Raw genomic sequence first — 24,698 nt, forward strand, 5'->3', positions numbered from 1 at the left:
AAAATCCAGCCGGCTGCTTAAACCATCGAAATGAGGGGTCCCTTTTAGACGCCGATCACCCCGCTAACGGGGTTCTTTTTGCACGCCGATCCACAACGCTGGAGGAGATCCGCAAGGTGTGGCCGGAGCATCTACCGCTGACTGCGCGCTTCGGCGTCATCGAGTTCGACGGCGGCGATGAGGAGTCGCTGGTGGAATCGATCGCGCTGGTGAACGAATTCAAGGCCCGCGGGCTCGACATGCTTAACGTCAGCATCGGCTGCTCGACGATCGAGGGCAAGACGCCATGGGCAGAAGGCTTCATGGCGCCCTATGCCGGCCGCCTGCGGCAGGAAACCGGCCTGCCGGTCGCAACCGCCTGGTGCATCGACGGGCCCGAGGTCGCCAATGCGGCGGTCGAAAAGGGCGAACTCGATCTCGTCATGATCGCGCGTGCGCACTTGGCCGATCCGCATTATCCCTATGTCGCTGCGCAGGCACTTGGCGACAAGAAGCCGGCCTGGGTGCTTCCCGCACCTTATGCCCACTGGCTGTCGCGCTATCGCGGCATTGGCAAGGCGGCTGCGCAATAATCTGACCGCCGGGGAGGTCGAGGTTCGCGCGGATCGCAGCGACTGCGCGCCAAGTCTCCCCTTGCGGACAATGTCCGACAGTTTCGAGCGCGGTGAGCCACCTCGGGTTACAGAGCGTGCATAGGGATGTATTTGCCCTAAACCGAGATATTGCTCCCGTTACACATGGACATGCCGCTTCGGATCATCTGCGACGCCTTTTTGACGCACGTCACTATCAGGCGCGCGCGCCTCGTATCTACTCAGCGCCGCAGCAGTCGGGTCACTGCGGTCTGAGCGCATGCTTCGTCCAAACCCTGGACGCCGCTCAGGGCGCCGCCGGACACCGCGACGATGGCCAGGATCTTGCCGTCCCGCGACACGGGAAAGCCGCCGCCGCGCAAGACGCCGATCTCCGGGTCTGCTGCCGCTTCCGCTATCAACTGCGGATTGCTCTTCGATTGCCTTTCCACCTCACCCGAGGCCATCGCGTAGCGGGCGACGATCCGCGCCTTGGTGCGCGCGATCAGTTGCGATCTTACGCCTGCGCCATCGCCCGATAACAGGACCACAGGCGCACCAACGTTATCGGCGATCAGCACGCTGACAGGGACATGCCGGGCAGCACAGTCTTGTTGCGCCGCTTGCGCCGCGGCAAGTGCCTCGTCGAGGGATGGCCCCGGTGCGCGCGGCAGATTTTTCGGCATGGCGGCGATTGTCGCGGCGAGCGAAGGTGCAGTCTGGACCGGGGCACCGTGCTCCTGTGCCGATATATGACCGGCGAGGCTGACAGTTGCGGCCAGCAGCAAGAGGCCGTTGCGATATGCATGGGTCATGATGGGGGCTTTCTTCGCCATTGCGATCACCAGGCTGGCTGGGTCGCGTAGAAGCGCTGCCAGAAGGCGATCTTGTCCGGTGATGCGACCGGGATGGCGCCGAAATGATCCCCCAGTTCCATCACCTGCGCACGGTGCGGGTCATAGGCCGGCCAGGTCGGCAGGCCCGGTCCATTGGGATTGCCGGTCTGGATGATGTTCGCCCAATAGCTGGACATGATGTCCGCGATGCGATGATCCTCCGCCGTCCACGGCACATCGGGCATCGCGTCGAGGCTGTTGAAGGCATAGGGGATTTCCGAGCCATGAAAGGCGCCGCGCAGGTCGTGCTGCGGGCCGGGCATAGCATGGGTCCAGAAATAGGTGTGGAGCGGCTGCTGGTTGCCCTTGCGCCACAGCGTGCCCCACAGCCAAGTCGAGATGCGGCTATTGTCGCGCGCCGATGCATTATTCTGCAGCGCAGCTTCATCGTCGGTCCGGGCGGGGTAGAGCTTCAGGAAATCATCCGCCAATCCGCCGAACTTGCGCCGGGCCGCCGCCTGGAACTGGGCGACGGTGACGCTGGTCTGCGGCATGCCGGCGCGGGGCGGCGTGGTGCTGGCGCGCAACGTGGCAAAGGCGGTTTCGGGCACCGCGCCGGTCTCGTCCTTGTTGTTGCCCGCGACATAGGCGACCGGCTGCTGGCTGCCGGCCTGATAGCTGTCCCAATAATTGCGGGGCAGCACCCAGCCATCCACCACCGGGCGGAACAGCGGCGGCTTGCCGTCGCTGCCGGTCTCGACGCTGGCGTCGATCGTCGCGCTGCCTTCGATCAGCTTCTGCCAGGGCATGGCGCGCAGATCCGCGAGGCTGGTCGCGCCATGCGCCTGCGCATAATCCTGTCCCGCCGCCTCCGCGCTCTTGAGCGGCCGCCAGGAAACGGAGAGATAGCGCAGTTCCGTGTCGCGCGGATAACGGGCATGGCTCTGGGCTATGCCCGCGCGGAACAGCCCCTTGGCGAGCGGCGACAAAGTGAGGAAACCGACCGAGCCGGCCCCGGCCGACTGGCCGCCGATCGTCACCTTGCTCGGATCGCCGCCAAAGGCCGCGATATTCCGCTGCACCCATTGCAGCGCGGCGATATCGTCGAGCAGGCCATAATTGCCCGATGCGTCATGGCCCGATTCCCTGCTAAGTTCTGGCGTGGCGAGGAAGCCCAGCACGCCGACGCGATAGTTGAAGGTGACGACGACCACGCCCTTGCGCGCCAGCGCTTCGCCATCGAATTGCGGGCTGGCGCCGGTGCCGCCGATGAAGCCGCCGCCATAGATCCAGACATAGACCGGGCGTTTTTCGCCGTCGCCCGGCTTGGCGCCGGTCCAGATGTTGAGGCTCAAACAATCCTCGCTCTGCTCCAGCCCCTTGGCCATTTCGCCGCCCGGTTGCGGGCAAGCGGGGCCGAAGCGATCGGCATTGCGCACGCCGTTCCAGGCAAGGGGCGCGGCGGGCGCGCGCCAGCGCAGCGGGCCGACCGGCGGGGCGGCATAGGGAATGCCCCTGAACACCGAAATCGACGGATCGCGGCCGACCGCGCCGGTCAGCAGGCCGGTCTCGACCCTGATCGGTCCCGGTGCGGACGCCGGTTTGCGACTGTAGCCGACCAGATCGCCCGACGCGAGGACATGGCCCTGCATGGCCTGTTTGAGCGCGTCGAAGCTGGGCGGGATATCGAAGGTCAGAACGGTGTCCAGCGCGAAGACCTGCACATGATAGGCGTGCCGATCGGTGTCATGGGCGTGGGGGCCGGCATAGGGCGCGGCGGCGCCATGGACATTGGGCCCATAATGGCTGCCCGCCGGCGGCGCGGCCATGGCTTGCGGCAATGATAGGGTGTTTGCCGGGACATTGTAGAGCGTCAGTTGGATGCTGGTGCCGGCCTGCGGATCGGCCGGGTTCAACTGGCCCTGCATGACGATGGCATAGCTGCGCGTCCCCCTTGGACCGGCGCTCCATATCAGGCCCGGAAAGCGATTGTCGCCATATTGGGTGTTGGCGATCGGTATGCCGCTTCCGGTGGTGAAGGACGGGCTGGTCACCTGCAAATGCTGGCCCGCGCCGATCGCCGCAATCAGCAATTGCCGGTCATGGCCGATGCTGGTGGGCATCGGCTGGGCCGTGGCGGCCACGATGCTCAGCGTCATCGCGGCTAGGCTCACCAGTGCGATGCGAGAATGTGCCAATGTCATGCCGTTTCCCTCACTGCGCCGTCGGCGCAAAGCGGCCGGGCTTGGCCAGCCAGCCGTCAATATGGTCATAGGTGGTCTTGAGCGTGTCGCCATAGGCGCCCGGCACCGGCTCGCACTTGGTGCAGGTCGTATACATGTGGGTCGCCCCCTCGACGAAGGCGATCGACTTGTCCTTGCTGCGGGCGAGATTGTAGATCGTCTCGGCCGCCAGATATTCCCAATGGCCGGTCATGCCCATCACCAGCAGCGGCGCGCCGATGCCCTGCACATTGCCCGGCGGGCTGGCATAGGTCGACGTCCATTCCACGCCATGCACGCCGGTCGCGTCATAGCCAAAATCCGGGCCGGTGCGGATCGCATAATTGTTGAGATAGTTGCGCACCGTGGTCTTGAGCGCCCCGCGCATCAGCGATGGCGTCATGCTGCGGATATTTTCCGGCACGCGCACGGTCGGGACGACGCCCGTCGTCACCCGGCCATCGGCGTGGAGCAGGGGCCAGACCTGCCGCGTATGCGCCATCAGCCGGACATCCTGTGAGAAGAGCTTGTTGTTGCTGCCCAGCAGGATCGCGCCGGGCACCACATAGGGGGCATCGTCGGCGAAGGGGCCTTTGCCCGCCTCAATATCGGCCAGCATCGCCTGCGCGCGGGCGAGCAGCGCGTTGTTGCGGCGCCCCTCTGCCTGGAGGAAGGCGCGGGTGAAGGCCGCCGAATAGGCGGAGCCGGTCGGCCGGAAGCCATTGGCAGGATCATACATGTCGAGTGCAGGATCGATCGCCATGCCGCCGGCCTCGTCCCGCACGGCGGGATCGATGCTGAACAAGGTCATCGCGGCCAGGCCCCAGTTGGAATCGACCAGCATCAGCCCGTCCGCCGCCGGCAGGCCGGCCAGCGTGTCGGGGCATTTCCAGATCCGGTCGGCCGACTGGCAGGCCTTCACGCCCTGTTCGGCGATCATCTGATAGGCGCTCATGATCGTGCCGCCGCCGCTATGGCCCAGCAGCACGACTTGCTCGACGCCGGGCTGCTGGCGTAGCCAGGCGACCCCGGCCTTGATCTCCAGCACTATCTGGTCGAGCACGCCATCATTGGAGACGCCCGACTTGCTGGTGGAATTATTGGCGCACAGCACCCGATAGCCACGCTGCGCCAGTTCGGTGCAGCCTGAAAAGCTCAGATAATCGGCGGAGGAGTGCATGATGAGCACGGCCGTACCGGCCTTGGCGCTGGGCGCGGTCGGTTCATAATAGGCACCCGGCACGCCCGGTGCCAGATGGACGAAGCTGGTGCGGATGGCCGGGGCCTGCTGCGCCTGTGCCGGCTGGCCCCCGGTAAGGGCCAGCGCGGACAGCAGGGCAAGGGCGGTTGCCTTGATCGGGCGCATGGTCGGATCAGCCCTTGATGCGGAAGCCGATCATGAAGGCACGGCCGGTCGGGTCATCGGAAAATTCATAGGAGGCTCCGGCCGATGTCGTGCCGCTATAATAGCCGCTCAGCGGTGGCTTGGCGTCGAACAGGTTGGTGACGCTGAAATAGAGCGCGCTGTCCGCCATCTTCCAGCTCGCCCCGGTGTTGAGCGTGACCGTCAGGTTGGTGGTGGCGAAATCCTTCACATATTCCTGGCCGTCGGCGAAGACATGGGACGCGACGCCGCTGCGGCGGAATTTGTTGCGATAGCGCTCGAACAGATCGATCGAGACAGTGTCGTTCGGCTTGAAGTTGATGAAGCCGGCCAGCGTCACGCTGGGGCTGGGCATCAGACCGTTGAGGCCCCAGCCGGCACCGCCCTGGTCGATGGTCGGGATGCCGGGCTGCTCATAATAGATATGCGGCTGATAATTGACCATCAGGCGCAGGTTGAGCGGATGGCTGCCGATATGAGTGGCATAGTCGGCCTCGCCGTCGATGCCCCAGGTCTTCACCTTCGCGATATTATAGGGCTGGATATAATAGGCCGTCGCATTGCCCGATGCATCGCGCTGGATCAGCGAGCAGTAGATCGACGATCCGCCGCTGTCGACGCAGCCCTTCTGCACGGCCGCGTTGAAGCCCTGGATCACCGAAATCGCGTTGCTGACGACGGTGTGGTAATAATCGGCGGTCAGCGTCAGCCCCGGCACGAAGTCGGGTTTCAGCACGATGCCGGCGGTATAGGTCTTGCCCACTTCCGCCGTCAGGTTCGGATTGCCCATGTTGATCGAGGGCAGATAGGCGGTGACGTTCGGTGTCTTGGTCGTGTCGGTATAATTGCCATAGACCGTCGTGACCGGCTGGAAGAGGTCATAGAGGGTGGGCGCGCGGATATCGCGGGAGGCTGTGCCGCGCAGCTTGATCTGGTCATTCACTTCCCACACGCCGCCGACCTTCCAGGTCGTGTAATGGCCGCTGGTGCTATAGTCGGTATAGCGTGCCGCGCCGTTCAGCGTCAGCGACTTGGCGAAGGCGACATCCTTCAGCAGCGGGATTTCGACCTCGATCGCGGCTTCCTTCACGCTCTGCGATACGGTGTCGCTGTTGGGGAAGGTGGTCGGGTAGAGCACGGTGGCGCTGGTGCAGTTGTAGCGCAGGCCGGTGCAGTCGGCGAGGTCGGTCGGCAGCACGCTGCTCGCCGCATTGAAGCGCTGCTTGCGCCATTCGCCCGACAGCGCGACATTGACCGGCCCGGCCCAGGTATCGAACACCGGGCCGCTGATCGACACGTCAGCCGAATCCTGGATCGTGTGGGTGATGAAGACCGCCTTGCCCAGCACATAGTCGAGCGCTGCCGAACTGGCGGAGTTCGCACCGAACAGATTGAGCGGGACGCAGTCGCCATAGGCGGACGGGTTGGTCAGCGATGCCTGGCAGACGATCTGCCCGGTCGTCGGGCTGACCACCGCATCCAGCGCGGCCGCCAGCTTCTGGTTGTTGGGCATATTGTCGACCGTGGTCTGTAGCCGCGAATAGCCATGGGTGTAGGTGGCGTTCCACTTGAAGTCCGCCAGCGACCCTTCGATGCCGACATTGCCATAATATTGGTTGGTCTTTGACGACGCCTCGATGCGCGGCGCGCCGCTCAATATCTCGTTCATGGTGAAGGTGCCGGCGCCGGCCAGCGCCGCCTGCGCGGCAGGCGACAGGAAGGCGTTGCTGCTGCTGAAGGTCAGGCCGGTCAGCTGGTTCCAGCCGGTATAGCTGGTGTTCTTCTTGATGTTGGCCGCGCCCTGGACATAGACATGGATGTCGTCGGTCAGATCATAGTCGAACCGGGCAAAGGCCTGGGTGCCGCGCGAGGGCGAGGACATGGAGCTGTTCTGATAGGCGCCGTCGCCGCCGATCTGGCAGCAGGAGGAACCCGATGCGGTGCCGGCGACGAAGGGCACAATGCTGCCATTGTCATCGAACCTTTTGCCGCGCTGGGCGCCGTTGGTGATGTAACCGCCGAATGTGTAGGTCGCCAGGCGCACGTCGGTCGCCAGATAATAGGGGTTGGCGGCCGTGCCGGCGCCCTGCATCGCGGCCAGATTGTCCCAGCTGCGGTCATAGGCGCGGTTGAGGATGCCGTCATATTCGCGATGCTGGACGCTCGCCTCGAAATGGCCGCGCTCGCCGACCTTGAAGCCGAAGGCGCCGCCAATGTCGCGGGTCGCGGCGTCGCCGCGCTGCGAGATGCCGGCCTCGGCATGGGCGCGGAAGCCGTCGAAATTGCGGTTGAGGACATAGTTGACCACGCCCGACACCGCGTCCGAACCATAGACGGCGGACACGCCGCCAGTGACGACGTCAACGCGGCTGACCAGCTCCTGCGGGATCAGGTCGACATCGACCGTGGAATTGTAGAGCGTCGGCGGAATGCGGTGGCCGTCGAACAGAACCAGCGTGCGATAGGAACCCAGGTTGCGCAGGTTCAGCACATTGGCCGCGCCATTGCCGCCCTGCACGCCGGTGGCGTTGGAACCGGGATTGCTGAACTGGTTGCGCGATCCTGAAAAGACCGGAAGATTGTTGAGCGCGTCGGAAATGGTGCCAGCGGGGGCGGCGGCCGACAGCGTCTCGGTCGACACGGTGGTCAGCGGCGTCGGGCTGGCCGATCCATTGCGGATGATGCGCGATCCGGTGACGACGATATCGGCCGAACTGACATCCTTGGCAGCGTTGTCTTGCGCCGGCGCAGTCGGCGCTTCCTCTTGCGCCATGGCTGTCCCAGCCAGGCCCAGCAGGCTCGCGCTCGCCAGCAGTCGGCAAAAACTGAGATGCGATCTCATGACAATCCTCTCCTGAAATTTCCCTGTCGAGGATGACCGGAACAGTCATCAAAGCGGGATTCGACATGATCCTGATGCCATGATGGGACTGAGCCGAGGGTATATCTTCCTTGCCCGGCGAAATAAGTTTTGGGGCGCCCATGACGCTACGGATTCCATTCATGGGCCGATACCAATGCCAATTATCGCCCTTTCGATCGCCCTCGCCCGGACGCGCACGCTAGGCTAGGCGATTGCATCGGAAAGGGAGACGGATGGACCGGCGTCATTTCATCATCATGGGACTGGCAACCCTGCTGTCGCGGCCCGTCGCGACGGCGACGACCGGCAAAGCGCGCGATCCGATGCGGCTTTATATCGGCACGCAGGGCAGTGGACCGGGGCAGGGGATATGGACCGCCCACTTCGATTCCGCGAGCGGCACCCTCAGCGACCTGCATCTGGCGGCCGAGGTCGAGCGCCCCACCTGGCTGGTGGGCGATCCGAACCGGCCATTGCTCTATGCCGTCAGCGAGACCGGCAATGACGGACAGACACAAGGCGGCGTGCTGGGCTTTGCCATCTATCCGGCCAGTGGTGCGCTGACGCCGCTGGGGCGTGTCGATTCCGGGGGCAGCGGCGCGACGCATCTGTCGCTCGATCCGGCGTCACGCACGTTGTTCGTGGCCAATTACGGCTCAGGACAGGTGGCGGCGATCGCCCTGAAGCCCGACCGTTCGCCCGATGCCGTACAATCGCTCCAGACCCATGCCGGGTCGGGGCCGCACCGGCGCCAGAAGGGGCCGCATGCCCATGCGGCGGTGATCGACCCCAGCGGCCGCTATCTCCTCTCGCCCGATCTGGGGGCGGACCGGCTGTTCCTCTCCCGTTTCGATTCCAAGACGCGCGCGCTGACGGCGCTTGCGCCGATCGTCTTCCCGCCCGGATCGGGGCCGCGCCATCTGGTCTTCTCGCCCGATGGCCGCTTCGCCTTCCTCAACACCGAACTGACCGGGGAGGTCTATGCCTATCGCTGGGATGCGCGGCGCGGCGTCCTGACGCAGACGGCGCGGGTCGCGCTCGACGCGCCCGACTTTGCCGGCACGCGCAGCGCGTCGGAACTGGCGGTGTCGGCCGATGGCCGCTTCCTCTATGTCGCCAATCGCGGCGCCAACCTGCTCCACCTCTTCGCCATCGACCGCCGGAGCGGCGCGCTCACCGAACAGCAGCGGATCGATTGCGGCGGGCGCGGGCCGTGGAGCTTCGGTCTCGACCCCACCGGCCGCTGGCTGATCGTCGCCAACCAGGCCTCGGGCAATCTCTCGATCTTCGCGGTCGATCGCGCGACCGGCAAGCTCAGCCTCACGGCCAACAGCCTGGCCGTCGACAAGCCGGTGGCGATCGCCTTCTTCCCCTGATCCAGCGCGCGAAAAAAAGGGGCCGCGCCATCCCGTCGGATGGCGCGGCCCCTTTTCATGGGTCCACAGGGATCAGAAGTCGAATCCGGCGGTCAGGCCATAGGTGCGCGGCGCCGCATTGGTGCCGTTGTCGCCGCTGTTCGTGCCGCCGATCTGGGTATGATAATCGGCGTCTGTCAGGTTCTTGCCCCACAGGCGGACGAACAGATGATCGTCCTTGCTCCACCAGGTGAGCGAGGCATCGACGGTCTGATAGGCCTTCTGCTTCACCCGCTCGTCCGGCGTGCCGACGAAGCCGCTATTATGATAGAAATTGCCCGCCAGCGTGAACTTGCCGAAGTCGGTCGGGATATCGAGCGACCCACCGACACTGGCGGTGAAGGTTGGTGTGTTCTGCAACTTGTTGCCCGATGCATCGCCGATATAGAGGCAATTGCCACCCAAGGTCGTGTTGAGCGGGCTCAGCGTCCCCTGGCACGCCTGCGGCACCGTCTGCCCCGGCGCGATGATCTGGTTGAAGGTCGGGTTGGTCGCCGGGTTCTTCACCAGCGTGAAGTCCGAAGACAGCGGGAAGGGCTGGCTCAGGATCGCGTTGGTGAAGCCGGTATAGCGCGCATGGGTGTAGTTGAACCCGCCGAACAGGCGGAAATTCTGGGTCACGCGCCAGGTGAAGTCGGCATCAATGCCATAGATATGGGCACCGTCGGCATTATAGGCGCTGTTGACGCCGGAAATGACCTGTTGAACCTGGATATTCTGCTCGTCATAATAATAGCCGGCGATGTTCAGCCGTACCTTGCGGTCGAACAGGTCGGACTTGATACCGATTTCATAGGCATCTACGACATCGGGCTGCAGCAGCACGATCGGTGTCGCCTGCGGGATGTATGCGCCGCTGCGGAAGCCGCGATTATAGCTGGCATAGGCCAGAAGCTCGGGCGAGAAACGATGGTCGAGTGACAGGCGCCAGGTCAGCTTGTTGAAGGTCTCGCTTTCCTCCACCGTGGGTGAAGTCGTCGTCACCTTCGTATTGCCGTTATAGGATACGGTATAGGCGTTGAGTTCGCGCTTGTCGCTGGTGTAGCGCAGGCCGGCGGTCAGGTTGGTGCTGGCGCCGAAGCTGTAAGTACCCTCGGCAAAGCCGGCGAAGCTGTCGAGCGTCTGGTAATTGATATTGTCGCTATAGCCATTGCCGCCGAAGGTGAAGAGGCCAGTGGTGCGGGCCGGGTCATTGCCCGCCTTGCCATGCATGTAGAAGCCGCCCAGCACCCATTTGAACGGGCCGCCCGCTTCCGACACCAGGTTCAGTTCCTGGGTGAACTGCTTGTCGAACTGGCTGTTGTCGATGACGATGCGTTTTTGCGTCGTGCCATCGGGATCGAAATAATAGTCGAAGGTCGACTTGCGATAGGCGGTGATGCTTTTCAGCGAGACGCCGCCGAAATCCTGCTCGACCGTCAGGCTGGAACCCCAGGCGCGGGTCTGCATGTGCGGATCGACATCGGAATAAATGTCATGGTCGGGATCGCCGCCCAGATCGACGATCTGCTGCGTCACATTCTGGCCCAGCGCATTGCGGTCGAAATTGCGGAAGGCCGGCTCGCTGGCATTGCGGCCATTGGCGTCGGCGGCCAGCGTCACCTTGGTATCTTCGGTCGGCTCCCACCGCAGCTTGCCGCGCACGCCCCAGTTCCTGCCGGCCTGCACATCGTTGCCGGTCAGCAGATTCTTGCCATAGCCGGTCTGGCGGTTCTCATATTGGCCCGCCAGGCTGAAGGCGATCTTGTCGGTCAGGCCCGACGAGACATAGCCTGCCGCGTGGATCGTGTCGTAATTGTCGTAACCGATCTCCGCCTTGCCGGTCAGGTCGTAGCTTGGCCCCATGGTGGTGATCTGGATCAGGCCGCCGGTCGCGTTGCGGCCGAACAGCGTGCCCTGCGGCCCCTTCAGCACCGCCACCTGCTCGGTATCGAACATCGACTGGAGGATGCCGAAGGAGGCGCCATAATAGACCCCGTCGACATAGACGGCGACCGGGTTCTCGATGCCCGGCCCCTGGCCGGTGGCGCCGATGCCGCGGATGCGCGGCAGGCCGATGCCGCCGGTCGCGGTGGTGACGTTGAGCGCGGGCACGGTCGACTTGAGGTCCGCCGTGCTGGAAACGCCCGCCGCGCTCAGTTGGCTATTGTCGAGCGCGGTGATCGCGATCGGCACATTCTGGGCATTTTCCGAGCGCTTCTGCGCGGTGACGATGATGTCGCTGATCGCGCCGTTGGTGACGGAGCCTTGTGGCGCGCTGTCCTGCGCGATGGCCGACCCGCAGGTCAGGATGAAAATTCCAGTGCTTGCCAGCAGAGCCAGACGGCGGGCTCCGGCGGTTGTGCCGCTCTTGCGCATATATCCTCCTCCCAATTGTCATGCTGCGCGGCAGGCGGCTGCACAATGATTTGTTGCAGCCTGTTCCATCGCGTCGCCCTTTGGTGATTGAGCGGATTAATCAAGCTGCGGCGCGATGGGTTATAGGCAGTCGACAGCGCCCGATAATTTCTGCGATCCGCCGCATGCGTACGCCCGTCGCTTCGACTAACAGGACGATATCGGCCAGATGGGGCGCGCCGCTGCACAGCGATAAGAGGCGCGCGCACCGGCATTCTTGGGAGAGAGAAGTGAACCGTCGAGAGTTTATGGCAGCCGTTCCTGCGAGCGTCCTGCTCAGCCAGGTCGGGATTGCGAAGGCCGCGCCGGGCAAGAAGGGCGTGCTGCTGATGAACCGCATCGCCCCGTCCCAATCCGCGCTCTACACCGCTGGCGCCGATGGTGTCGGCGAGCGCAAGCTGCTGGCGGATGCGGCCTATGATTACAACGTGACCCTGTCGCCCAGGGGCGATCGCATCATCTTTACCTCCGAACGCAATGGCGACGGCCAGTCGGACCTGTTCATCGCCCTGCCGGACGGCAGCGGCATTCGCCAACTGGCGCAGGGATCGTCGATGGACGATGCGGGCGTGCTGTCGCCCGATGGGCGCGCGCTCGCCTTCGTGTCGACGCGCAACGGCTATCGCGCCAATATCTGGGTGATGGACGTCAAGTCCGGGGCGATGAAGCAGTTGACCGGCATCGGCGATGTGCGCGGCAAGGCCGACAGCCCCGACTGCTATTTCCGCCCCGCCTGGTCGCCCGACGGCAAGTGGATCGCCTTTTCCAGCGATCGCGACACCAGCTGGCGCGGCCATGATGACGGGCGCGGCTGGGAACATACGCAGGAACTGAGCATCTATGTGATCCGCGCCGACGGCACCGGCTTTCGCCAGGTCGCCAGCCGCAAGGGCTGGTGCCTGGGCTCGCCGGCCTGGTCGCCGGATGGCAAGCGGATCGCCTTCTATGAACTCACCACCGAAGCGACGTGGGGCGCGCGCCGCCCCGAATGGATCGGCCGGGTGGAATCGCAGATCGTCTCGGTCGACGTCGCCAGCGGCGCGCGGATCGAACATACCAATAGCGCCGGGCTGAAGGTTGCGCCGCATTTCCTGTCCAATGACGAGATCGGCTATCTGGTGAAGGGAGGGCCGGAAGAGGGTATCGCCTATACGTCGGGCCGCCCCGGCTTCAAGCGGGCCGGCCTGCGCTCGCCGCGCTGGTCGGCCGACGGCAAGTCGGTCTTCTACGAAGTCGTCGCCTTCCGTCCGGTCCGGCCTTTGCTCAAGCCGCTTTATGGCTGGGACGCAGACTATGAATATCGCCATATGGACGTGTTCCCCATCCTCTCGCGCCAGGGCATGCTGGCCTTCACCGAAAAGCAGCTCGGCAACAGCTCGATCGTCTCGATGAAGCCCGACGGCAGCGGCCGCCGCGTCGTCTTCGATGCATCCAACAAGGGCCTGAACCCGGAAATGGTGAAGAAGGGGCTGTCGGGCGCCTTCCAGCCGGCCTGGTCGCCCGATGGCGAATGGATCGCCTTCGGCATGGGCACCTGGTTCGCCGAACGCTCCTATGCGAAGGCTACGCTGATGCGGGTCAAGGCCGATGGCAGCAGCTATGAGGCGCTGACCGATGGCCGCGTCCATTCCGGCTTTCCCAGCTACTCGGCCGACGGCAAGGAAATCGTCTTCCGCGTCTGGGGCGATGATGAAAAGGGGCTGCGCGTCCTCAATCTCGACACCGGCAAGACGCGCGTGCTGACCACCGAGCTGGACAATCTTCCCGGCTGGTCGCCCGACGGCAAGCGCATCGTCTTCACCCGGAAAGTGAATGGCACCACCTTCCAGATCTGCACCATCGCGCCCGACGGGTCTGACCTGCAGCAACTGACCCACGGGCTGGAAAGCGATGGTCATGCGGTCTGGTCGCCGGACAGCCGGATCATGTGGAGCGGGTCGGCGCACGGCTTCCGCGACGAGGCCGCGCTCTACGACAATACGTTCCAGCAATATGGCCAGATTTACGTGATGAACGCCGACGGCAGCGACAAGAAGATGCTGACCGACAGCAAGTGGGAGGATTCCATGCCGCTGTTCATCGACAACAAATATCTCTGAACCTTCTCCGGGGGGCGGGGACGGGGGAGCGGACCGCCGGTTCGCTCCCCTTTTTCGTGTCAGCCGACCTTCAGCACGCCGTCGAACAGCGGGACCAGCGTCTGCCAATGATGCTCGGCCTCGACCGGATCATGGACCGCCGTGTCGCGCGGCACCCAGCCATGGCGCGCGGGATAGGTCTCGACCCGGTGATCGACCTCCGCCTGCGTCAGCGCCTCTTCCAGCCGCGCCTTCATCTCGTCGGGGAAATTCGCGTCCTCGATCGCGCCGGCGACATAGATTTTTGCCCTCATCTGCGGCGCCAGCAGATGCGGGCTGGACGGAGTGTCATTGGCCAGACCCCCGCCATGATAGGATGCGGCGACGGCGATCCGGTCGGGGAAGGTGCCGGCCGCGATCAGCGCCAGCCGCCCGCCCATGCAATAGCCGACCACGCCGACCGCGCCGGGCATTATGTCGATCTGGTCCGCCAGCGCATCGAGCAGCGCCTGCGTATCCTTCATCACGTTTTTCGGCGTCGCGGTGGCCATATAGGTGTCGCGATGGGCCGTGCGCAGGTCCGGGTCGGTGAAGATGATCTTGGGATCGACCGGCGGATAGGGGCCGGCGCGATAGAATAGGTCGGGCAGGGCGACGACATAGCCGGCCGCCGCCAGTCGCGCGGCCATCTCCTGCACCGCCGGGCGGATGCCGGGGCCGTCCATATAGAGGATGGCGAGCGGCCATGCGCCGTCGCCGGCGGGCCGGTGCAGATGGACCGGGCAGATGCCGTCGGGCGTCGTTACCGCGACCTGCTGCTGGATCGTTTCAACCATATGATGTCACCTCCGATGGAATGGATTCCATCCTCTGTGACGATTGCTGCGCGCGGGCGGCGATCGAACCTGCCCGGCGTCTGATCGAAATGCGTCAGCCGACGTCGCGCAGATGCGGCCGGGGGGCGCTGACATGGGCGCGGATGAGGTCGATGAAATCCTGGTGCATCCGCGTCGGCAGCCAACTCGCGCGCATGGTGATGCCGAGCGAGGGCACCGGCGTGATCGGATCATAAAGCACGGCGCGCAGGCTGTCCTCATGCTCCAGCTCATAGCTGGTCATCAGGGTCAGCCGGTCGCTGCGCTTGAGCAAATGGCGGATCACCGGCAGGGCGCAGGTGGCAAGCGACGTCTGCGGCGCCGGTCCATCGGCGAAGATCCGCTCGAAACAGGCGCGCCGGCTCGACCCGTCCGTCCCCGTCACCCAGTCATAGGCGCGCAGATCCTCGATCGACACCTTGCCGAGGCGCGTCAGTGGATGGCCGCGTCGCGCGACCACCGAATAAGGGGTCCGGGCCAGCGGTTCGCGCACCACTTCGCCCGATTCCAGTTCGGGCAGCAGGCCGATCACAAAATCGACATCGCCCGCGCGCAGGCATTTGGCCATTTCGGCCGCACTCTCGTTCATGATGCGAATGTCGGCCCGCGGATGAAGCCGCAGGAAATCATCCAACACCGACGCGAGCAGCACGCTGCCGCCAAAGGGCATGGCGCCGATCACCATCTGACGGGTCGCCCCGCCTTGCGCGGCCTCCAGTTCCTCGATCCCCCATTCGATTTCCTGCAGCGCCAGCTTCATGTGGCGGCCGAACTGGCTGCCGAGCGGGCTGACCAGCACGCCGGCGGCGGTGCGGTAGAAGAGAGGGACGCCCAGATTGCTTTCCAGGTCGCGGGCCGCGCGCTGTAGCGAGGCGGAGGAGATGCCGACGGACTCGGACGCGCGGTCGAACGATCCATGCTCGATCGCGCCGACCACGGTGCGGATCTGCGACCGGGTGAAGCGGTTCATGATGGCCCGCGCCGCGACCTTGGTGTCGGCGGCGCCCGCTTCCATGATCGCCTGTTCGGCCTGTTCGAAGAAACGGCGGATGCGGGCATGGAACAGGTCGCCCAACTCATTGAGATAGCTGCCGCTGGCGCGCCGGTCGACCAGCACGGACCCGATCTGCTCCTCCAGCTTGGCGAGCGCCTGGGTCACGGCGGGCTGGGACAGGCTGCACTCTTCCGAAGCGCGCCGGACGCTCTTCAGATCGCCGATCGCGGCGAACAGGCGCAACTGCCGGAAACTGATCGCTGCCGCTCGGGCGGCACTATCCTGCTTGCTCATTTCTTATCCTCTCACCCTCGATTTCTATCCGAAGATTTATTGGCGAGGCAATGGCGGTCACCGGTGAATCAAAGGCTCGTTCGGTCGGTCGAGGCGTGTCGCCATGATCCCGTAGGCATCATGATTTGTCAGAAAAAATACATGAATATCATAAGGATAAATATCCGTGTTTCTCGAATGATAACGTTGTCTACGGCCGGGGTGGCGACTGTATGTCGGCATGAAATCAATCGCGCACGACGCAAAACCTATCGCCATGAAGCAGGAAACTGATCGCCATATAAGCAGATGTCAGCGCAAAACTTATCACTGGTGGGGCGGGCGGTGCGTGCCAGACCTATAAGTTGTGCGCCGCGCCCATTTGGTTCCCGGATGGGTGCGTTGACTAATCGACCGGCGAACAGCCTTTTGCGGCCGAACAGGCGGACCGGGCTCGATGGGCACTGGTTCGCGGACCAGGCCGACAGGAGAGTGAAGAGTGGGCAACAAACTGCATCTGAAGATTGCCATTGCGGAGCATCCGCATACCTCGGCGATCCGCGACGGATCGATCGAGATCGAGGGGGTGGATGCCGAATTCGTGACGGTGAAGCCGCAGATCGGCGCCTTTCGTCGGATGGTGCGCGAACTGGAATTCGATGTCTGCGAAATCGCGCCGACCACCTACATCATCGCCCGCGCCTATGGAAAGAAGTTCAAGGCGCTGCCGATATTCGTCGTGCGCCGCTTCCACCATTCGGGCCTGCTGGTGCGCCCCGATGCGGGCATCGTCAGTCCCAAGGATCTGGAAGGAAAGCCCTGCGGCGTGCGCGCCTATTCGGTGACCACCGGCGTCTGGACGCGCCAGGTGCTGATCGACGAATTCGGCGTCGACAATAACAAGATCATCTGGTGGGTCGATGATGAGGAGCATGTGCAGGAATTGCAGCTGCCCGCCAATGTCCGCCATGTCGCCGCCAGCGACAGCCTGGCCGACATGATGGCGCGCGGTGACATCATTGCCGGCTTCGACGCGGCGGCGGGCATCGGCCGCACCGGCGCGCCGACCGGCGGCTGGCAGGAGGTCGAGGCCAATTATCCCGACCTCTTCCCCAATGCGGCGGAACTGGAGGCGGACTATTATGCCCGCACCAAAGTCTATCCGATGCACGGCACCATCGTCGTCAAGGATGCGGTACTGGAGCAGCATCCCTGGGTCGCCCGCTCGCTGAACGACGCCTTCACCCGCGCCAAGGATGACTGGGTCGCCAAGCTCAATGCGGGCGAAGCTACCGGGGCAGGCGCCGACAAATATCGCGCACTCCAGCAGATCGTCGGTGCCGACCCGCTACCCTATGGCATCAAGGCCAACCGCGCGACGATCGAGGCGCTGGAAAAGACCGCCTTCGACCAGGGGCTGACGCCGCGCCGCATGACGATGGACGAACTGTTCGTCGATCCCGAAACGGCCCCGGCCTTCCAGCCCGCCTGACCTTCATCGCACAGAGAGCGACATCATGATCATCGATTGCCACGGGCATTTCACCACCGTCCCCAAGTCGTTCCGCGACTGGCGCGCCAAGCAGGTCGACTATGCCAATGACCCCGTCAACGCGCCCAAGCCGGAAGAAGGCGCGATCCTGACCGACGACCAGATCCGCGAGGGGATCGAGGGCGGCCAATTGAAGCTGCAGCAGGAACGCGGCAGCGACCTCACCCTCTTCTCGCCGATCGCCGGCCTGATGAGCCATCATCTGGGCAATGAACGCACCAGCCTGGAATGGGCGCGGGTGTCGAACGACAATGTGAAGCGGGTGACGGAACTCTATCCCGACAATTTCGTGCCGGTCTGCCAGTTGCCGCAGTCGCCAGGCGCGCCGCCGGCCAACAGCATCCCCGAACTGCGTCGCTGCGTCGAGGAATTGGGTTTTGTCGGCGTCAATGTGAACCCGGACCCGACCGGCGGCTACTGGACCGGCAAGCCCTTTACCGACCGCGAATGGTATCCGCTGTTCGAGGCGATGTGCGACCTCGACGTGCCGGGCATGGTGCATGTCGCTGCCTCCTGCAATCCCAATTTCCACGGCACCGGCGCCCATTATCTCAACGCCGACACCTCGGTCTTCATGCAGATATTGCAGTCCGACCTGTTCAAGGATTTCCCGACCCTGCGCCTGGTCATTCCGCATGGCGGCGGCGCGGTGCCCTATCATTGGGGGCGCTATCGCGGCATGAGCCTGGAGATGGTCGATCGTCCGCTCGAAGGGCTGCTCGACAATATCTTCTTCGACACCTGCGTCTATCATCTGCCCGGCGTGGAATTGCTGACCAAGGTGATCCCCACCGACAATGTCCTGTTCGGATCGGAAATGATCGGCGCGGTGCGTGGACGCGATCCCAACACCGGCGAATATTTCGACGACACCAAGAAATATGTCGATGCGCTGCCGCTGGACGCCGCCGACAAGGCAAAGATCTTCGAGGGCAATGCCCGCCGCGTCTATCCGCGCCTCGACGCGCTGCTGAAGAGCAGGGCCCTCTGAGACACGGAAATTATGGCCTGCGGCGGACTATCGACTGTTCGCCGCAGGCCCGCCCGGCACAATCGGGCAGGCAACTGACAAAGCAGACAACAAGATGGCGATGATCCTCGCCGGAGAGAAAGCGTGAAGCCGATGGCATCCAACTATGTCGACATCCACCCCCATGTCATTTCGGACGATGAAGGGCGCTACCCGCCCGCGCCCCTGTTCGGCAAGCGCTCCGACTGGTCGCAGGAACGGCCGAGCACGGTCGACACGCTGATCGCGCAGATGGATGCGGCCGGCGTCGACAAGGCGGCGGTGGTCCATTCCTCGACCACCTATGGGTTCGACAACAGCTATGTCGTCGATGCGTGCAACGCCTATTCCGACCGGCTGATCGCGGTCGGATCGGTCGATGTGCTGGCGCCCGACGCGGTGACGACCATCCGCCAGTGGGTGGACCGGGGCCTCGCTGGCCTGCGCGTCTTCACCGGCGGCAGCACCAAGGAATTCGACCCCAGCGAACTGGACGATGTCCGCGCCTATCCGGCCTGGGATCTGCTTGGCGAACTGGGGCTCACCATGTGCATTCAGACCGGCCCGGTGGGGCTGCCCGCCGTGGTTGCGCTGGCCAGGCGCTTCCCCAATGTACCGATCATCCTCGACCATCTCGGCCGGCCCGACGTCACCGACGGCGCGCCCTATGCTGCCGCGCAGAGCCTGTTCGACATTGCGCCGGTCGAATCCATCTATCTCAAGCTGACCCCGCGCATCATGGGCGACGTGAAGAAGGGCGGGGCCAGCCCGGAAAGCTTCTTTCCCAAGCTTGTGGATATCTTCGGCGCGCAGCGTCTCGCCTGGGGTTCCAACTATCCGACGTCCGAAGGGACGTTGGCAGAAATCAAGGCGACGGCGCAGGATCGGCTGTCCTGCCTGTCGGAAGAGGATCTCAGTTGGATCTTCGCGAAGACGGCGCAGTCGCTCTATCCCCGACTGGCCGACTGACCGGGTCGCAACGAAAAGAACAGGAGAGGCGGGATGGCCATGTCAAATATCGTCGAGGGTCAGACCAGTATCGAAACCCCTGCCAAACCGGTCCGCGCGTCGCCCAGCAACTGGGCGATCCTGGCGCTGCTGGCGATCGGCGCGCTGATCGCCTTCGTCGATCGCACCAGCATATCCTCGGCGCTGGCCGTGCCCTCGTTCAAGGCGCATTTCCAGCTGACCGACGTCGATCGCGGCTGGGTCAATTCCGCCTTCTTCTGGTCCTATGCGCTGCTGCAGATCCCGATGGGCTGGATTGTCGACCGCTATGGCGTGAAGACGCCCTATACGATCTGCTTCATATTGTGGTGCGCGGCATCGGCGGCAACCGGTCTGGTGACGACGCTCGCCGGTCTCATCATCATGCGCCTCATCGTCGGCGCGGCCGAAGCCGTCGTGGTGCCGGCCAGCTATCGCTGGATCCGCAATAATTTCAAGGAAGGGCAGAGCGGCACCGCCGTCGGCCTCTATATGCTGGGCAACAAGTTCGGCCCGGCGATCGGCGCCCCGGTCGCGGCCTGGCTGATCCTGGCGTTCGACTGGCGGGCGATGTTCGTCATCACTGGGCTCGCCGGCGCGATCTGGCTGTTGCCCTGGATGCTCATGGTGAAGAATGACCTGCCCAAGGCAGGCGATATGGTTGAGGTGAAGCGCAAGGCATCGGCCGTGTCCTTCGGCACGATCATGGCCAGCCCGCTCGTCTGGGGCACGCTGATCGTCAACTTCTGCTACAATTATTTCACCTTCTACTGCATGACCTGGATGCCCGCCTATCTGGTCGAGCAGCGCGGCCTCAGCCTTGAGAAGATGGGCCTCTATTCCTTCTTCAGCTTCGCCGGCATCGCGATCGTCGCTTTGGTCGCGGGCTGGAGCGCGGACCGGCTGATCGCGCGCGGCGGCGATCCGGTGTTCGTGCGCAAGGCGTTCGTCATTTCCGGCTTCGTCCTCGCCTGCACCGTCTTGCTGGGCGCGCAGACCCAGTCGCTGCAATGGGCGCTGTTCTGGAACGTCGCCTCCTTGTCGGGCCTCGGCCTTGCCACCGCAAACAATCTCGCGCTCTGTCGCCTGACGCTGATCCCGGCGCCGGCCGTCGGTCTGGTGACCGGTGTGCAGCAGGTCGCGACCAGCCTCGCCGGCATCGTCGCGCCGATCCTGTCGGGCTGGTTGCTCCATGTCAGTGGCGGCTACGCCCTGCCGATGCAGGTCATCTTCGTCTTCCTCGTGATCGGCGCGTTGACCACCTGGCTGCTGCTCCGCCCGCAATGGGCGCCCAAGATCCCGGAGGCGGCCCCGGCCGCCTGAACCCACCCATCGACTTGCCCGGCCGCACAGGCCGGCACGACCATCGCCCGCAGGGCAGGAGGAATATATGGCTGAAATCGTATTCGGCATGTGCGTGCCGCACAGCGGCATGCTGGGCCAGGCGCCCGAGGACTGGCTGACCAATGGCGAGCGGGACCGCAACAATCCCAAGCTCTGGTATCGCAACCGCACCTGGACCTATCCCGAGCTGGAGGCCGAGCGGAAGGATGAAGGGTTCGAGGCGCTGCTGACGATTGAGGAGCGCACCGCCCGTTCCAAGCGCTGCACCGCCGCGCTGGCCGAAATGAAGGCCGCCTATGACCGCGCCAATGTCGATGTCGTCATCATCATGGGCAAGGACCAGAAGGAGATCTTCGTCGAGATGACGCCGTCGATCGCCATCTATTCGGGTGCGGAAATCTACAATGGCCCGCCCCAGCGCGCGGTCTATGCTCCCGATCATGACGTGACCTATCCGGGCCATCCCGAACTGGCGCAGCATCTGCTGGTCAGCCTCCAGGCCGACGGCTTCGACCTCACCGACCTCATGACTTGGCCCGACAATGTGTGGATGAAGCCGCTGCCCGAAAAGCCGGTCGTGCCGCACGCTTATGGCTTCGTCTATCGCCAGATCATGGGCGACGCTGTGCCGCCCAACGTGCCGATCCTGATGAACACCTTCTACGAGCCGACCCAGCCCTCGATGAAGCGCAGCCTGCACTTCGGCAAGGCGCTGGTCGATGCGGTGAAGGCGTGGAAGAGCGATGCGCGCGTCGCCATCATCGCCTCGGGCGGGCTGACCCATTTCGTCTGCGACCCCGACCTCGACAAGGTCTTCATCGACGCGTTGGGCAGCTATGATTTCGACACGCTGGAGGGGATCGACAACCGCTCCTACCAGTCGGGCACGTCGGAGGTGAAGCTCTACTGCTCGGTGCTGGTCGCGATGCAGGAGTCCAACACCCAGATGACGCTGGTCGATTATGTCCCCTGCCTGCGCACGGCGGCGGGCACCGGCGAGGGCATGGGTTTCATGTATTGGAGCCCGGCGGGCGCCTGATCCTTGGCGCCTGATCCTGAAAATCCGCGTTATGATCGCCCGGCCGCATCGGCGGGCATGAAGGAATGATCTGAGATGACCGACAATCGCCTCAACGGCGTGATCCGCGCCTGGGAACAGGGCAAGCCCGCCTTCGCCGCCTTTTCCAAGGTGGACAAGCTGACCGCGCAGGAAATGACCGACGCCCCCTATGACGGCATCGTGTTCGAGATGGAGCATAACCCCTATGATGTCGGGGGCCTGGGCGACGCGCTCCAATATATGCTCAACCGCAAGAAGATCGCCGAGAGCGGATCGGTCGCGCCCTCGGTCACGCCGCTGGCGCGCATTCCTGCCAACGGCGCGGAGATGAACCAGTTTCAGGCCAAGCAAGTGCTGGACCGGGGCGTCTATGGCGTCATCACGCCGCATGTCTCGACCGTCGAACAGGCGTGGAACGCGGTCGCCTCCTGCCGCTATGCCAAGCCCAAGGGCGCTGCCCTCTACGAGCCCAAGGGTATTCGCGGCGACGGACCGGCGACGGCGGCGCGCTATTGGGGCCTGTCGCAGCCGGACTATTATGCGAAGGCCGACGTCTGGCCGCTCGCTCCGCATGGCGAATTGCTGGTCGGCATGATGTGCGAAAGCCCCGAGGCGATCGACAATCTGGACGATATCCTGTCCGACGTGCCGGGCATCGGCCTGGTGCTGATCGGCGAGGGCGACCTTAGCCAGGCGCTTGGCTATCCGCGCCAGTACGAGCATCCCGAAGTTCTGGATGCGATGCGCAGGATCGTCGAGACCTGCCACAAGCACAAGGTGGCGGTCGGCAACCCGCACACCAATGCCAAGAATGTCGAGCGCTTGCTGGGCGAAGGCTACAAGTTCCTGATGTCCGCGCCCAGCCGCAGCTATGGCGTGGTCGGTCAGGGCCGCGAGCTGGCGGGCTACTAAGCAGGTGGACAAATTTGGACGGTCCGCAAGTGACCAGCAATTGCCCTATACATCATCGTCACCCTGAACTTGTTTCAGGGTCCATTCCTCCCAGCGGACCATCGGCCTGTTGGGCATAATGGATGCTGAAACAAGTTCAGCATGACGCTGGAGAGGGGCAGAATCCCCTCTCCACGCCATTTGGCAGTTTCGGCCTAAATCCAATCTTCGACACCGTGAGACACACCAACCCCGGCGCAAGGCGCGCCGGGGAAGGCGATCGGCTGCCCGCTATCGGTGGGCGCCGAAGCTATCGCCGCAGACGGCTTTCCGATTGGCGGGCGCGCGCGGCGGAATGGAAAGCTCCCCCAAAGATCATGAGAATGGGATAGGTAGATGAACGGCGCAGAGAGCCTGGTGACGACCCTGATCGACCAAGGCGTGGATATTTGTTTCGCCAACCCCGGCACGTCGGAAATGCATTTCCTGTCAGCGCTGGAAAATCCGCGGATGAAGAGCGTGCTCTGCCTGTATGAGGGCGTCTGCACCGGCGCGGCCGACGGCTGGTACCGGATGAAGGACAAGCCGGCCTCGACCCTGCTGCACCTTGGCCCCGGCCTCGCCAATGGCCTGTCCAACATCCACAATGCCAAGCGCGCCAGCTCGGCGATGGTCAATATCGTCGGCGAACATTCGGCCAGCCACCTCAAATATGATCCGCCGCTGACCTCGGATATCGAGGGGCTGGCCCGGCCCTTGAGCCATTGGGTGCGCCGCGCCGAATCCTCCACCTCGATCGCCTGGGACACGGTGACGGCGGTGGCCAAGGCGTCGGAACATCCCGGGCAGATCGCGACCCTGATCCTGCCGGGCGACACCGCCTGGAAGGATGCGGGCCAGGCGATCACCCCTGCGCCGACAACGCCTGTGCGCAAGGCGCCCGACGGCGCGCGGATCGATGCGATCGCGCAGGTGCTGCGCTCGGGCGAACCGGCGCTCATCATCCTCGCCAACAAGGGCACGCGTGGCCGCGCGCTCGAACTGGCGGGGCAGGTCGCGGCCGGCACCGGCTGTCGCCTCGGCACCCAATTCTTCACCGCCCGGATCGAGCGTGGCGCTGGCCGCGTACCGCTGGAACGCATCCCCTATGCCGTCGCGCAGGGCGCCGCCTTCCTCCAGGGTTTCAAGCATCTGATCACGGTCGAGACGAAGGAACCGGTCGCCTTCTTCAGCTATCCCGACAAGCCCAGCCTACTGAAGGCGCCGGGCACGATCGTCCATGAACTCTGCGCCGCGGACGAGGACAGCACGATCGCGTTCGAGATGCTGGTCGATGCGCTGGGGCTGGGCGCGACCGCGCCGATCCTGCAGCAGCGGTTCGAGACGGCTCCGCCCAGCGGGGCGCTCAATCCGCAGAGCATCGCCTATGCGCTCGCCGCCGCCTTGCCCGATCATGCCATCCTGGTCGATGAATCGCTCACCACCGGGCGCGAGACGATGGGCTATACCATGGGTGCGCGGCCCCATGACCTCATCAACAATATGGGCGGTTCCATCGGATACGGCACGCCGGTCGCCACCGGCGCCGCGCTCGCCTGTCCCGATCGCCGCACCGTCTGCATGGTCGGCGACGGCAGCGCCATGTACACGATCCAGTCGCTCTGGACCCAGGCGCGCGAGGGCCTGCCGGTCACCACCATCATCTTCGCCAACAACCAATATGCCATCCTCAAGGCCGAATATGCCAATATGGGCGCCGGCACGCCGGGGCCGCAGGCGATGGCGATGATCGATATCGACCGACCGACGATCGACTGGGTGGCGATGGCCAAATCCATGGGCGTGCCGGGCGTGCAGGTCGACAGTGCCGAGGGCCTCTATCAAGCCATGGTCCGCAGCGCGCAGGAGCCCGGACCCTCCCTCATCGAAGTAAAGCTCTATTAGGA

At 64.2% G+C, this 24,698-nt stretch carries 17 protein-coding genes; 10 read left to right on the forward strand and 7 right to left on the reverse strand.

Features of this window, described 5'->3' with window-relative positions; translation table 11 throughout:
- Nucleotides 1–116 precede the first annotated feature (116 nt).
- Nucleotides 117–572 (forward strand): beta/alpha barrel domain-containing protein, encoded by a 456-nt coding sequence (locus GGQ90_RS20025; RefSeq protein ID WP_343053938.1) that lies wholly within the window; start codon nucleotides 117–119, stop codon nucleotides 570–572.
- A 242-nt stretch (nucleotides 573–814) separates the two neighbouring features.
- Here the strand turns inward: GGQ90_RS20025 and GGQ90_RS20030 are convergent, their stop codons facing one another.
- Genes GGQ90_RS20030 through GGQ90_RS20045 form a run of 4 tightly spaced genes read right to left on the reverse strand, consistent with a single transcriptional unit; the run spans nucleotide 815 to nucleotide 7,856 of the window.
- Nucleotides 815–1,408 carry a GlcG/HbpS family heme-binding protein gene (locus GGQ90_RS20030; protein ID WP_188083668.1) on the reverse strand — a complete coding sequence of 198 codons (594 nt, stop codon included), beginning with the start codon at nucleotides 1,406–1,408 and terminating at the stop codon, nucleotides 815–817.
- Between the two features lie 5 nt (nucleotides 1,409–1,413).
- Nucleotides 1,414–3,612 carry a carboxylesterase family protein gene (locus tag GGQ90_RS20035; RefSeq protein ID WP_188083669.1) on the reverse strand — a complete coding sequence of 733 codons (2,199 nt, stop codon included), beginning with the start codon at nucleotides 3,610–3,612 and terminating at the stop codon, nucleotides 1,414–1,416.
- A gap of 10 nt (nucleotides 3,613–3,622) precedes the next feature.
- Nucleotides 3,623–4,996 (reverse strand): alpha/beta hydrolase, encoded by a 1,374-nt coding sequence (locus GGQ90_RS20040; RefSeq protein WP_223178366.1) that lies wholly within the window; start codon nucleotides 4,994–4,996, stop codon nucleotides 3,623–3,625.
- A 7-nt stretch (nucleotides 4,997–5,003) separates the two neighbouring features.
- Nucleotides 5,004–7,856, reverse strand: a complete 2,853-nt coding sequence (locus GGQ90_RS20045; RefSeq protein WP_188083670.1) for a TonB-dependent receptor plug domain-containing protein — start codon at nucleotides 7,854–7,856, stop codon at nucleotides 5,004–5,006.
- Between the two features lie 254 nt (nucleotides 7,857–8,110).
- Here GGQ90_RS20045 and GGQ90_RS20050 point away from each other — a divergent pair, with 254 nt between their 5' ends.
- A complete protein-coding gene (locus GGQ90_RS20050; protein ID WP_188083671.1) occupies nucleotides 8,111–9,253 on the forward strand; it encodes a lactonase family protein in 1,143 nt (380 codons plus the stop codon).
- A gap of 72 nt (nucleotides 9,254–9,325) precedes the next feature.
- Here GGQ90_RS20050 and GGQ90_RS20055 read toward each other — a convergent pair whose 3' ends face one another.
- Nucleotides 9,326–11,650: a TonB-dependent receptor gene (locus GGQ90_RS20055; RefSeq protein ID WP_188083672.1), complete on the reverse strand. Its 2,325-nt coding sequence runs from the start codon at nucleotides 11,648–11,650 to the stop codon at nucleotides 9,326–9,328.
- A 287-nt stretch (nucleotides 11,651–11,937) separates the two neighbouring features.
- Here GGQ90_RS20055 and GGQ90_RS20060 point away from each other — a divergent pair, with 287 nt between their 5' ends.
- Nucleotides 11,938–13,788 carry a PD40 domain-containing protein gene (locus tag GGQ90_RS20060; protein WP_188083673.1) on the forward strand — a complete coding sequence of 617 codons (1,851 nt, stop codon included), beginning with the start codon at nucleotides 11,938–11,940 and terminating at the stop codon, nucleotides 13,786–13,788.
- A 59-nt stretch (nucleotides 13,789–13,847) separates the two neighbouring features.
- On the opposite strand, the gene GGQ90_RS20065 is transcribed toward GGQ90_RS20060, so the two are convergent.
- Both GGQ90_RS20065 and GGQ90_RS20070 read right to left on the reverse strand, forming a co-directional pair.
- Nucleotides 13,848–14,603 (reverse strand): dienelactone hydrolase family protein, encoded by a 756-nt coding sequence (locus GGQ90_RS20065; RefSeq protein ID WP_188083674.1) that lies wholly within the window; start codon nucleotides 14,601–14,603, stop codon nucleotides 13,848–13,850.
- A gap of 94 nt (nucleotides 14,604–14,697) precedes the next feature.
- The gene (locus GGQ90_RS20070) at nucleotides 14,698–15,930 is read right to left on the reverse strand and encodes a LysR family transcriptional regulator (protein WP_188083675.1); all 1,233 of its coding nucleotides are present in this window, start codon (nucleotides 15,928–15,930) and stop codon (nucleotides 14,698–14,700) included.
- A gap of 478 nt (nucleotides 15,931–16,408) precedes the next feature.
- Here GGQ90_RS20070 and GGQ90_RS20075 point away from each other — a divergent pair, with 478 nt between their 5' ends.
- From GGQ90_RS20075 to GGQ90_RS20105, 7 genes are all read left to right on the forward strand, one after another.
- Nucleotides 16,409–17,401 carry a PhnD/SsuA/transferrin family substrate-binding protein gene (locus GGQ90_RS20075; protein ID WP_188083676.1) on the forward strand — a complete coding sequence of 331 codons (993 nt, stop codon included), beginning with the start codon at nucleotides 16,409–16,411 and terminating at the stop codon, nucleotides 17,399–17,401.
- A gap of 25 nt (nucleotides 17,402–17,426) precedes the next feature.
- Entirely contained in the window at nucleotides 17,427–18,452 is a 1,026-nt protein-coding gene (locus GGQ90_RS20080; RefSeq protein ID WP_188083677.1) for an amidohydrolase family protein, read from the forward strand.
- Nucleotides 18,453–18,584: 132 nt separating this feature from the next.
- The gene (locus GGQ90_RS20085) at nucleotides 18,585–19,439 is read left to right on the forward strand and encodes an amidohydrolase family protein (RefSeq protein WP_188083728.1); all 855 of its coding nucleotides are present in this window, start codon (nucleotides 18,585–18,587) and stop codon (nucleotides 19,437–19,439) included.
- 33 nt (nucleotides 19,440–19,472) lie between these two features.
- Entirely contained in the window at nucleotides 19,473–20,780 is a 1,308-nt protein-coding gene (locus tag GGQ90_RS20090) for an MFS transporter (RefSeq protein WP_188083678.1), read from the forward strand.
- A gap of 67 nt (nucleotides 20,781–20,847) precedes the next feature.
- Nucleotides 20,848–21,840: a DODA-type extradiol aromatic ring-opening family dioxygenase gene (locus GGQ90_RS20095; protein ID WP_188083679.1), complete on the forward strand. Its 993-nt coding sequence runs from the start codon at nucleotides 20,848–20,850 to the stop codon at nucleotides 21,838–21,840.
- Nucleotides 21,841–21,915: 75 nt separating this feature from the next.
- Nucleotides 21,916–22,773 carry an HpcH/HpaI aldolase family protein gene (locus tag GGQ90_RS20100; protein ID WP_188083680.1) on the forward strand — a complete coding sequence of 286 codons (858 nt, stop codon included), beginning with the start codon at nucleotides 21,916–21,918 and terminating at the stop codon, nucleotides 22,771–22,773.
- Nucleotides 22,774–23,148: 375 nt separating this feature from the next.
- On the forward strand, nucleotides 23,149–24,696 hold the full coding sequence (locus GGQ90_RS20105; protein WP_188083681.1) for an acetolactate synthase large subunit: 1,548 nt from the start codon (nucleotides 23,149–23,151) through the stop codon (nucleotides 24,694–24,696).
- The last annotated feature ends 2 nt before the right edge of the window (nucleotides 24,697–24,698 follow it).

The organism is Sphingobium scionense, from assembly GCF_014197035.1.
GTDB lineage: Bacteria > Pseudomonadota > Alphaproteobacteria > Sphingomonadales > Sphingomonadaceae > Sphingobium > Sphingobium scionense.